Genomic DNA, 10,765 nt, shown 5'->3' on the forward strand with positions numbered 1-10,765 from the left:
CGAAGTCAGTAACATATACGTACGGCAAGGCAACGTTGACGCGGTTTGAAGAGATTTTCGAAGAGTTTCAAACATATGCAATGATTCCTGAAAGAGTACAGTTAGGAGAGGGTTATGCCGATTCGAATTGATAAAAAATTACCAGCTGTTGAGATTTTACGGACAGAGAATATCTTTGTCATGGATGATCAACGTGCAGCCCACCAAGATATCCGTCCCTTGAAGATTTTAATTTTAAATCTCATGCCACAGAAAATGGTCACAGAGACCCAGTTGTTACGCCATTTGGCCAATACACCTCTACAACTGGATATTGATTTTCTCTATATGGAGAGCCATCGTTCTAAGACAACTCGTTCAGAGCACATGGAGACCTTTTATAAAACTTTTCCTGAAGTTAAGGACGAGTATTTTGATGGGATGATTATCACGGGTGCTCCAGTTGAGCATTTACCATTTGAGGAAGTGGACTATTGGGAGGAATTTAGCCAGGTGCTTGAGTGGTCCAAGACCCATGTCTATTCGACCCTTTATATCTGTTGGGGGGCTCAGGCTGGTCTTTATCTGCGTTATGGAGTGGAAAAATACCAGATGGACAGTAAGTTATCGGGTATTTATCCTCAGGACACTTTAAAAGAAGGGCACCTTCTTTTAAGAGGCTTTGACGATAGCTATGTTTCCCCTCATTCTCGGCACACGGAGATTTCTAAGGAAGAGGTCTTAAACAAAACCAATCTCGAGATTTTATCAGAGGGTTCTCAGGTTGGGGTTTCGATTTTGGCCAGTCGGGATTTACGTGAAATTTATAGTTTTGGGCATTTGGAATATGACCGTGATACCTTGGCAAAAGAGTATTTTAGGGATCGTGATGCAGGTTTAGATCCTCATATTCCAGAAAATTACTTTAAGGATGATGATGTCAATCAGACACCTTGTCTTTGTTGGTCTTCATCGGCAGCCCTCTTTTTCAGTAACTGGGTGAATTATGCGGTCTATCAGGAGACGCCTTTTGACTGGAGAAAAATAGAAGATGATGCATCCGCATTTGGGTATTTATAAGAGGAATTATGACATATTTAGACGCTTTTAAATCAGGGAACTTGGTTTTACCGAGTGCCCTGCTCTTGCATTTTAAGGAACTCTTTCCTTCCAGCGATGATTTTCTGGTCTGGCAATTTTTCTATTTGCAAAATACGACAGGTTTGGAAGAAATGTCCCCAAGCCAGATTGCTGAAAGGATTGGCAAGGAAATTTCGGATGTCAACCAGTCCATTTCCAATCTGACGGAGAGGGGACTTCTCCAATATCGTACTATCGAATTAAATGGCGAAATTGAATTGCTCTTTGATGCTAGTCTAGCCTTGGAACGTTTGGATGACTTGCTTGGAGCTAGTGCTTCGAGTTCAGACCAGTTGACACCTCAAAACCAGCTCAAGGATTTGGTGGAGACCTTCCAGCAGGAGTTGGGACGATTGTTGACGCCTTTTGAAATTGAGGATTTGACTAAGACCCTTAGGGAAGATGGGACTAGTGCTGACTTGATTAAGGAGGCTCTTCGTGAAGCTGTTTTGAATGGAAAAGCAAACTGGAAGTACATTCAGGCGATTTTGAGAAATTGGCGCCATGAAGGTATCAAAAGTGTGGCTCAAATCGAGGCTAAGCGAGTAGAAAGAGAAGCAAGCAATCCTCAGTTGACACAGGTATCTGCAGATTTTAGAAATGCCATGGATCTTTGGAAGGATTAATCCATGTAAGCAGGCTTGAAATCCGAGTAAGATTTGCAAGCTGTGTATAATTGTGATAAAATAAATAGAAAATAAATTGAAAAAAGAGGTATGTGAAATGTCACGTAAACCATTTATCGCTGGTAACTGGAAAATGAACAAAAATCCAGAAGAAGCTAAAGCATTCGTTGAAGCCGTTGCATCAAAACTTCCTTCATCAGATCTTGTTGAAGCAGGTATCGCTGCTCCAGCTCTTGATTTGACAACTGTTCTTGCTGCTGCTAAAGGTTCAAACCTTAAAGTTGCTGCTCAAAACTGCTACTTTGAAAATGCAGGTGCTTTCACTGGTGAAACTAGCCCACAAGTTTTGAAAGAAATCGGTACTGACTACGTTGTTATCGGTCACTCAGAACGTCGTGACTACTTCCATGAAACTGACGAAGATATTAACAAGAAAGCAAAAGCAATCTTTGCAAACGGTATGCTTCCAATCATCTGTTGTGGTGAGTCACTTGAAACTTACGAAGCTGGTAAAGCTGCTGAATTCGTAGGTGCTCAAGTATCTGCTGCACTGGCTGGATTGACTGCTGAACAAGTTGCTGCATCAGTTATCGCTTATGAGCCAATCTGGGCTATCGGTACTGGTAAATCAGCTTCACAAGACGATGCACAAAAAATGTGTAAAGTTGTTCGTGACGTTGTAGCTGCTGACTTCGGTCAAGAAGTTGCGGACAAAGTTCGTGTTCAATACGGTGGTTCTGTTAAACCTGAGAACGTTGCTTCATACATGGCTTGTCCAGACGTTGACGGTGCCCTTGTAGGTGGTGCGTCACTTGAAGCTGAAAGCTTCTTGGCTTTGCTTGACTTTGTAAAATAATCAGTAGCAAAAGCTAGGTGGAACAGCATTCAGGTGCCTGTTCCATTTTTTATAGGAGAGGAAAGATTGAAAACAAAAATTGTATGTATAGGGCTAGCAAGTCTCTGCTTACTTGGCGCAAGAGTTTCAGGAATTGCGGCAGATGAAACAAGTGGAAGCACAGTTTCAGAAAAATCTAGTCTATCAACAGGGACTTCATCAACTAGTAGCAATGAACAGAGAAACAGTGTCTCTGCCCACTGGGATGGGGATTATTATGTAAAGGCTGATGGTTCTAAAGCACAAAGTGAATGGATTTTTGACAACTACTATAAGGCTTGGTTTTATATTAAGTCAGATGGTCGTTACGCGCAGAATGAATGGCATGGAAATTACTACCTGAAATCAGGTGGCTATATGGCCCAAAACGAGTGGCTTTATGATAATAATTACAAGAGTTGGTTTTATCTCAAGTCAGATGGGGCTTATGCTCATCAAGAATGGCAATTGATTGGAAATAAGTGGTATTACTTCAAGGAGTGGGGTTACATGGCTAAAAGCCAATGGCAAGGAAGTTATTTCTTGAATGGTCAAGGTGCCATGATGCAAAATGAATGGCTTTATGATCCGGCTTATTCTGCTTATTTTTATCTAAAATCCGATGGAACTTATGCCAACCAAGAGTGGCAAAAAGTGGGTGGCAAATGGTACTATTTCAAGAAGTGGGGCTATATGGCTCGGAATGAGTGGCAAGGCAACTACTATTTGACTGGAAGTGGTGCCATGGCGACTGACGAAGTGATTATGGATGGTGCTCGCTATATCTTTGCGGCTTCTGGTGAGCTCAAAGAAAAGAAAGATTTGAATGTCGGCTGGGTTCACAGAGATGGTAAACGCTATTTCTTTAATAATAGAGAAGAACAAGTGGGAACCGAACATGCTAAGAAAGTCATTGATATTAGTGAGCACAATGGTCGTATCAATGATTGGAAAAAGGTTATTGATGAAAATGAAGTAGATGGTGTCATTGTTCGTCTAGGTTATAGCGGTAAAGAAGACAAGGAATTGGCGCATAACATTAAGGAGTTAAATCGTCTGGGAATTCCTTATGGCGTCTATCTCTATACCTATGCTGAAAATGAGACCGATGCTGAGAATGACGCTGAACAGACCATTGAACTTCTGAAGAAATACAATATGAACTTGTCTTACCCTATCTACTATGATGTTGAGAACTGGGAGTATGTGAATAAAAGTAAGCGTACTCCGAGTGATACAGGTACTTGGGTTAAGATTATTAACAAGTACATGGAGACGATGAAGCAGGCGGGCTATCAAAATGTGTATGTCTATAGCTATCGTAGTTTATTACAGACGCGTTTAAAACACCCAGATATTTTAAAACATGTAAACTGGGTAGCGGCCTATACCAATGCTTTAGAATGGGAAAATCCTCATTATTCAGGAGAAAAAGGTTGGCAGTATACCTCTTCTGAATACATGAAAGGAATTCGTGGTCGTGTTGACGTCAGCGTTTGGTATTAAGATATAAGTTTGAAAAAGGAGTGTGCAAGAAAATTGCATCCTCTTTTTCTTTATTTTGTCGCAGTTAAGAGATGTGTAAGGGGACTGTGTTTTATTCTAAAGAATTCTTAAATTATCAGTCTATTGCAACTTTTCTCATGTGGGTCATTTGGCTTGCTATTGTCTTTCCTTAGTAGTATACTAAGGTAGTAATCATTAAGAAGTGGTTACAAAAAATAATGAACGAGGTAAAATAAAATGGTAGAATTGAAAAAAGAAGCAGCAAAAGATGTCGCAACATTAACAAAAGCAGCGCCAGTAGCATTGGCAAAAACAAAGGAAGTTTTGAATCAAGCTGTTGCAGATTTGTATGTAGCGCATATTGCTCTTCATCAAGTGCACTGGTACATGCGTGGACGCGGTTTTATGGTATGGCATCCAAAAATGGATGAGTACATGGATGCTCTTGATGGTCATTTAGATGAAATCAGCGAACGCTTGATCACACTTGGTGGAAGCCCATTCTCTACATTGACAGAGTTCCTTCAAAACAGTGAAATCGAAGAAGAAGCTGGTGAATACCGTAATGTTGAAGAAAGCTTGGAACGTGTTCTAGATATTTATCGCTACCTCATCACTCTTTTCCAAAAAGCGTTGGATGTGACTGACGAAGAAGGCGATGATGTTACAAACGATATTTTTGTTGGTGCTAAGGCTGAACTTGAGAAAACAGTTTGGATGCTTGCCGCAGAACTTGGACAAGCACCTGGTTTGTAAGAAACAAGGCAACATAGATAAATCTGTAGGAAATTTCTTACAGATTTTTTCTATTTTGTAAGCTATTCCAAACCAGTCTTTTTTTGAGTTTTTTGATAAAATAGTACTATCAGTGAAAAGGATGGAAGCATGACTAAGAAAATCGTAGCTATTTGGGCCCAGGATGAAGAGGGTGTGATTGGTAAGGACAATCGTCTGCCTTGGCATTTGCCAGCAGAATTGCAGCACTTTAAAGAAACAACTCTGAATCATGCTATCTTGATGGGGCGGGTAACCTTTGATGGAATGGGGCGTCGCTTGCTTCCACAACGGGAGACCCTGATTTTGACGCGTAATCCGGAAGAAAAGATAGATGGGGTTGCTACTTTTCAGGACGTCCAGTCTGTTCTCGACTGGTATCAGGCTCAAGAAAAGAATCTCTACATTCTCGGTGGGAAGCAGATTTTTCAGGCTTTTGAACCCTATTTAGATGAAGTAATTGTCACTCAGATTCATGCTCGGGTGGAGGGAGATACCTATTTTCCTGAGGAGTTTGACTTATCTCTTTTTGAGACAGTTTCAAGCAAATTCTACGCCAAAGATGAGAAGAATCCTTATGATTTTACCATCCAATATCGCAAGAGAAAGGAAGTCTAATGGAACGGAGTTTATTTGGTTTATTCACGGCTTTTCTGTGTTTCATCTGCCTTCTGGCAGGAGCACAGGCTTTTCGTAAAAAGCGTTACGGGCTTTCTATCCTCCTCTGGTTAAATGCCTTTACCAATCTGGTCAATAGTATTCATGCTTTTTACATGACCTTGTTTTAGATAGAATGACAGTATAGAATGGAAGGAAATCATGTCTACAAATAGAAAAAATGATATGATGGTTTATTGCTCATTTTGTGGCAAAAACCAAGAAGAAGTACAAAAAATAATCGCTGGCAACAATGCTTTTATTTGTAATGAGTGCGTGGAGTTGGCTCAGGAAATCATTCGAGAAGAATTGGTTGAGGAAGTCTTGGCAGACTTGTCTGAAGTTCCAAAACCAATTGAACTCCTCCATATCTTGAACCACTATGTTATCGGTCAAGATCGTGCCAAGCGTGCCTTGGCAGTGGCGGTTTATAACCACTACAAACGCATCAATTTCCACGATACGCGTGAGGAGTCAGAAGATGTGGATTTGCAGAAGTCAAACATCTTGATGATTGGGCCAACTGGTTCAGGGAAAACTTTCCTTGCCCAGACCTTGGCTAAGAGCTTGAATGTGCCTTTTGCGATTGCAGATGCGACAGCCCTGACTGAGGCTGGTTATGTAGGTGAGGATGTGGAAAATATTCTCCTCAAACTCTTGCAGGCTGCTGACTTTAACATTGAGCGAGCAGAGCGTGGGATTATCTATGTGGATGAAATTGACAAGATTGCCAAGAAAAGCGAGAACGTTTCTATCACACGTGACGTTTCTGGTGAAGGGGTGCAACAAGCCCTTCTCAAGATTATCGAGGGAACAGTTGCAAGTGTGCCGCCTCAAGGTGGACGCAAGCATCCACAACAAGAGATGATTCAGGTGGATACTAAAAATATTCTCTTCATCGTGGGTGGTGCCTTTGATGGTATTGAAGAAATTGTCAAACAACGTCTGGGTGAAAAGGTTATCGGTTTTGGTCAAAATAACAAGGCGATTGATGAAAATAGTTCTTACATGCAAGAAATCATCGCAGAAGACATTCAAAAATTTGGTATTATCCCTGAGTTGATTGGACGTTTGCCTGTTTTTGCAGCTCTTGAGCAATTGACGGTCGATGACTTGGTTCGTATTTTGAAAGAGCCAAGAAATGCCTTGGTCAAACAATATCAAACCTTGCTTTCTTATGATGATGTTGAGTTGGAATTTGACGACGAGGCCCTTCAAGAGATTGCAAATAAGGCCATAGAACGCAAAACTGGTGCGCGTGGTCTTCGCTCGACTATTGAAGAAACCATGCTAGATGTCATGTTTGAAGTGCCGAGTCAGGAAAATGTGAAATTGGTTCGCATCACTAAAGAAGCTGTCGATGGAACGGACAAACCAATCCTAGAAACAGCCTAGAGGTGACTATGGAACTGAATACACATAATGCTGAAATCTTGCTCAGTGCGGCGAATAAGTCCCACTATCCGCAGGATGAAGTGCCAGAGATTGCCCTAGCAGGACGTTCAAATGTTGGTAAATCTAGTTTTATCAATACCATGCTGAACCGTAAGAATCTGGCTCGTACGTCAGGGAAACCTGGGAAAACTCAGTTGCTCAACTTCTTTAACATTGACGACAAGATGCGCTTTGTGGATGTGCCTGGCTATGGCTATGCCCGCGTTTCCAAAAAGGAACGTGAAAAGTGGGGGCGCATGATTGAGGAGTACCTAACGACTCGAGAAAATCTTCGTGCAGTGGTCAGTTTGGTGGATCTCCGTCATGACCCGTCAGCAGATGATGTGCAGATGTACGAATTTCTCAAGTATTACGAGATTCCGGTTATCATCGTTGCGACCAAGGCGGACAAGATTCCTCGTGGTAAATGGAACAAGCACGAATCAGCAATCAAAAAGAAATTAAACTTTGACCCAAGTGACGACTTTATCCTCTTTTCATCTGTCAGCAAGGCAGGAATGGATGAGGCTTGGGATGCAATCTTAGAAAAATTGTGAGGAAAAGAAAATGGCAAAAACAATACATACAGACAAGGCTCCAAAGGCTATCGGACCCTATGTTCAAGGAAAAATCGTTGGCAACCTTTTGTTTGCTAGTGGTCAAGTTCCTCTCTCTCCTGAAACTGGAGAAATCGTTGGAGAAACGATTCAAGAACAGACAGAACAAGTCTTGAAAAACATCGGTGCTATTTTGGCAGAAGCAGGAACTGACTTTGACCATGTTGTCAAAACAACTTGCTTTTTGAGCGATATGAACGACTTTGTTCCTTTTAACGAGGTTTACCAAACGGCCTTTAAAGAGGAATTCCCAGCTCGTTCAGCAGTAGAGGTAGCTCGTCTTCCTCGTGATGTAAAAGTCGAAATCGAAGTCATCGCAGAGATTGGATAAGCTAGTTGAAGTTTGGTGTTGCCAAACTTCTTTTGATATAAGGAGAAAAAGATGACAAAGAAACAACTTCACTTGGTGATTGTGACAGGAATGAGTGGTGCAGGCAAAACTGTAGCCATTCAGTCCTTTGAGGATTTGGGTTATTTTACTATTGATAATATGCCGCCAGCTCTCTTGCCTAAGTTTTTGCAGTTGGTGGAAACAAAGGAAGACGATCCTAAGTTGGCCTTGGTAGTGGATATGCGTAGCCGTTCTTTCTTCTCGGAGATTCAAACTGTTTTGGATGAGTTGGAAAACAAGGAAGAACTGGACTTTAAAATTCTCTTTTTGGATGCAGCTGATAAGGAATTGGTCGCGCGTTACAAGGAAACCAGACGGAGTCACCCACTAGCTGCAGATGGTCGGATTTTGGATGGAATCAAGCTGGAACGTGAGCTCTTGGCGCCTTTGAAAAATATGAGCCAAAATGTGGTGGATACAACTGAACTCACTCCTCGTGAGCTACGTAAAACCATTGCAGAGCAGTTTTCAGATCAAGAACAAGCCCAGTCTTTCCGTATCGAAGTCATGTCTTTCGGCTTTAAATATGGAATCCCAATTGATGCAGACTTGGTTTTTGATGTGCGCTTTTTGCCAAATCCCTACTACCTTCCAGAGCTGAGAAACCAAACGGGTGTGGATGAACCTGTTTATGACTATGTCATGAATCATCCTGAGTCAGAAGATTTTTATCAGCATTTATTGGCCTTGATTGAGCCGATTTTGCCAAGTTACCAAAAGGAAGGGAAGTCTGTTTTGACCATTGCCATGGGTTGTACAGGTGGACAACACCGTAGTGTGGCCTTTGCTAAACGCTTGGCGCAGGACTTATCCAAGAATTGGCCTGTTAATGAAGGGCATCGCGACAAAGACCGGAGAAAGGAAACGGTAAACCGTTCATGAGAAAACCAAAGATAACGGTGATTGGTGGAGGTACTGGGATCCCCGTCATTCTTAAAAGTCTGCGTGAAAAAGATGTGGAAATCGCTGCTATCGTAACGGTGGCGGATGATGGTGGTTCATCAGGTGAACTCCGAAAAAATATGCAGCAATTGACACCGCCAGGTGATCTTCGTAATGTCCTTGTGGCCATGTCGGATATGCCTAAGTTTTATGAGAAAGTCTTTCAGTATCGCTTTTCCGAGGATGCCGGAGCCTTTGCTGGCCATCCATTGGGCAATCTCATTATTGCAGGTCTGTCAGAAATGCAGGGTTCGACCTATAATGCCATGCAGTTATTGAGCAAGTTTTTCCATACAACTGGGAAGATTTATCCTTCCAGCGACCATCCTTTGACCTTGCATGCAGTCTTTCAAGATGGGACAGAAGTGGCTGGAGAGAGTCATATCGCAGACCATCCAGGCATGATTGACCATGTCTATGTAACCAATACCTTCAACGATGATACACCTCTGGCCAGCCGTCGAGTAGTCCAGACCATTCTTGAAAGTGACATGATTGTCCTCGGACCTGGTTCTCTCTTTACCTCTATTTTGCCCAATATCGTGATTAAGGAAATCGGGCAGGCGCTTTTGGAAACCAAGGCAGAAATCGCCTATGTCTGCAATATTATGACCCAACGTGGGGAGACAGAACACTTTACAGATAGTGATCACGTGGAAGTCTTGCATCGTCACCTTAGCCGACCTTTTATCGATACGGTCTTGGTGAATATCGAAAAAGTGCCTCAAGAATACATGAATTCCAATCGCTTTGATGAATACTTGGTCCAGGTGGAACATGATTTTGCTGGTCTTTGTAAGCAAGTTCCGCGCGTGATTTCATCCAACTTCCTTCGTCTGGAAAATGGCGGTGCCTTCCACGATGGAGATTTGATTGTGGATGAGTTGATGCGGATTATACAGGTGAGAAAATGAGTTTCACAGTAGCAGTAAAAGAAGAAATCCTAGGTCAACACCATCTGAGCCGGTATGAATTATCTGCCATTATCAAAATGTCTGGTAGCATCGGTCTCTCGACTTCGGGCTTGACTTTGTCAGTTGTGACAGAAAATGCCAAACTGGCCCGTCACCTCTATGAGTCCTTTCTCCATTTCTATGAAATCAAATCGGAAATTCGTCACCACCAACGGAGCAATCTTCGCAAGAATCGGGTCTATACCGTTTTTACAGATGAAAAGGTGCAGGATTTGTTAAGTGATTTGCACTTGGCAGACTCTTTCTTTGACCTGGAAACAGGTATTGATGAGGGGATTTTATCGGATGAGGAAGCAGGTCGTGCTTATCTTTGTGGTGCTTTCTTGGCAAATGGAAGTATTCGTGACCCTGAATCAGGTAAGTACCAGTTGGAAATCAGTTCTGTTTATCTGGACCACGCGCAAGGAATTGCCTCCCTTCTCCAACAGTTTTTACTGGATGCCAAGGTGCTTGAGCGCAAGAAGGGGGCTGTGACCTATCTCCAGCGAGCAGAAGACATTATGGACTTCTTGATAGTAATCGGAGCCATGCAGGCACGGGATGATTTTGAGCGGGTTAAGATTTTGCGAGAAACCCGTAACGACCTCAATCGGGCTAATAATGCCGAGACAGCTAATATCGCTCGGACAGTTTCTGCCAGCATGAAGACCATTAACAATATCAGTAAAATAAAAGATATTATGGGCTTAGAAAATCTGCCAGTGGATTTGCAGGAAGTAGCGCAGTTGCGGATTCAGCACCCAGACTACTCTATCCAGCAGTTAGCAGATAGCCTCAGCAATCCCCTTACAAAAAGTGGTGTCAATCACAGACTCAGAAAAATCAATAAGATAGCCGATGAATTATAACGA

General features: G+C 42.3%; 13 protein-coding genes. All 13 read left to right on the forward strand.

The window, feature by feature from the left end; genetic code table 11:
- The first annotated feature begins 114 nt into the window (after positions 1-114).
- Entirely contained in the window at positions 115-1,059 is a 945-nt protein-coding gene (metA, locus tag HT671_RS03570; protein WP_138703062.1) for a homoserine O-succinyltransferase, read from the forward strand.
- Positions 1,060-1,067: 8 nt separating this feature from the next.
- Complete coding sequence (locus HT671_RS03575; protein WP_138703063.1) at positions 1,068-1,745, forward strand: DnaD domain-containing protein; 678 nt, start codon at positions 1,068-1,070, stop codon at positions 1,743-1,745.
- A 97-nt stretch (positions 1,746-1,842) separates the two neighbouring features.
- Positions 1,843-2,601, forward strand: a complete 759-nt coding sequence (gene tpiA, locus HT671_RS03580) for a triose-phosphate isomerase (RefSeq protein WP_000087893.1) — start codon at positions 1,843-1,845, stop codon at positions 2,599-2,601.
- Between the two features lie 33 nt (positions 2,602-2,634).
- Entirely contained in the window at positions 2,635-4,125 is a 1,491-nt protein-coding gene (gene lytC / locus HT671_RS03585; RefSeq protein ID WP_138703064.1) for a choline binding-anchored murein hydrolase LytC, read from the forward strand.
- Positions 4,126-4,362: 237 nt separating this feature from the next.
- Positions 4,363-4,881, forward strand: coding sequence for a Dps family protein (locus HT671_RS03590; protein WP_050107673.1), 519 nt, complete (start codon positions 4,363-4,365; stop codon positions 4,879-4,881).
- A 129-nt stretch (positions 4,882-5,010) separates the two neighbouring features.
- Positions 5,011-5,517, forward strand: a complete 507-nt coding sequence (locus HT671_RS03595; RefSeq protein ID WP_084367432.1) for a dihydrofolate reductase — start codon at positions 5,011-5,013, stop codon at positions 5,515-5,517.
- Positions 5,517-5,687: a hypothetical protein gene (locus HT671_RS03600; RefSeq protein ID WP_000442276.1), complete on the forward strand. Its 171-nt coding sequence runs from the start codon at positions 5,517-5,519 to the stop codon at positions 5,685-5,687. The genes HT671_RS03595 and HT671_RS03600 overlap by 1 nt, the downstream gene beginning before the upstream one ends.
- Before the next feature lie 31 nt (positions 5,688-5,718).
- A complete protein-coding gene (gene clpX, locus HT671_RS03605; RefSeq protein WP_172923045.1) occupies positions 5,719-6,951 on the forward strand; it encodes an ATP-dependent Clp protease ATP-binding subunit ClpX in 1,233 nt (410 codons plus the stop codon).
- Positions 6,952-6,959: 8 nt separating this feature from the next.
- Entirely contained in the window at positions 6,960-7,547 is a 588-nt protein-coding gene (gene yihA / locus HT671_RS03610) for a ribosome biogenesis GTP-binding protein YihA/YsxC (protein ID WP_138703065.1), read from the forward strand.
- A gap of 10 nt (positions 7,548-7,557) precedes the next feature.
- Positions 7,558-7,938, forward strand: coding sequence for a RidA family protein (locus HT671_RS03615; RefSeq protein ID WP_001140420.1), 381 nt, complete (start codon positions 7,558-7,560; stop codon positions 7,936-7,938).
- Positions 7,939-7,989: 51 nt separating this feature from the next.
- The gene (gene rapZ, locus HT671_RS03620; RefSeq protein ID WP_023937468.1) at positions 7,990-8,880 is read left to right on the forward strand and encodes an RNase adapter RapZ; all 891 of its coding nucleotides are present in this window, start codon (positions 7,990-7,992) and stop codon (positions 8,878-8,880) included.
- The gene (locus HT671_RS03625; protein WP_001231073.1) at positions 8,877-9,854 is read left to right on the forward strand and encodes a YvcK family protein; all 978 of its coding nucleotides are present in this window, start codon (positions 8,877-8,879) and stop codon (positions 9,852-9,854) included. Before rapZ ends, HT671_RS03625 begins: the two co-directional genes overlap by 4 nt.
- A complete protein-coding gene (gene whiA / locus HT671_RS03630; protein ID WP_172923046.1) occupies positions 9,851-10,762 on the forward strand; it encodes a DNA-binding protein WhiA in 912 nt (303 codons plus the stop codon). Before HT671_RS03625 ends, whiA begins: the two co-directional genes overlap by 4 nt.
- Positions 10,763-10,765 lie beyond the last annotated feature (3 nt).

Source organism: Streptococcus sp. 2741 (assembly GCF_013276315.1).
Classification (GTDB): Bacteria; Bacillota; Bacilli; order Lactobacillales; family Streptococcaceae; genus Streptococcus; species Streptococcus pseudopneumoniae.

Coding starts and splice junctions, on each gene's coding strand:
- tpiA (WP_000087893.1), top strand. CDS start 1,843: ATGTCACGTAAACCATTTATCGCTGGTAACTGGAAAATGAACAAAAAT.
- yihA (WP_138703065.1), top strand. CDS start 6,960: ATGGAACTGAATACACATAATGCTGAAATCTTGCTCAGTGCGGCGAAT.
- HT671_RS03595 (WP_084367432.1), top strand. CDS start 5,011: ATGACTAAGAAAATCGTAGCTATTTGGGCCCAGGATGAAGAGGGTGTG.
- HT671_RS03590 (WP_050107673.1), top strand. CDS start 4,363: ATGGTAGAATTGAAAAAAGAAGCAGCAAAAGATGTCGCAACATTAACA.
- HT671_RS03575 (WP_138703063.1), top strand. CDS start 1,068: ATGACATATTTAGACGCTTTTAAATCAGGGAACTTGGTTTTACCGAGT.
- rapZ (WP_023937468.1), top strand. CDS start 7,990: ATGACAAAGAAACAACTTCACTTGGTGATTGTGACAGGAATGAGTGGT.
- HT671_RS03615 (WP_001140420.1), top strand. CDS start 7,558: ATGGCAAAAACAATACATACAGACAAGGCTCCAAAGGCTATCGGACCC.
- HT671_RS03600 (WP_000442276.1), top strand. CDS start 5,517: ATGGAACGGAGTTTATTTGGTTTATTCACGGCTTTTCTGTGTTTCATC.
- whiA (WP_172923046.1), top strand. CDS start 9,851: ATGAGTTTCACAGTAGCAGTAAAAGAAGAAATCCTAGGTCAACACCAT.
- metA (WP_138703062.1), top strand. CDS start 115: ATGCCGATTCGAATTGATAAAAAATTACCAGCTGTTGAGATTTTACGG.
- clpX (WP_172923045.1), top strand. CDS start 5,719: ATGTCTACAAATAGAAAAAATGATATGATGGTTTATTGCTCATTTTGT.
- HT671_RS03625 (WP_001231073.1), top strand. CDS start 8,877: ATGAGAAAACCAAAGATAACGGTGATTGGTGGAGGTACTGGGATCCCC.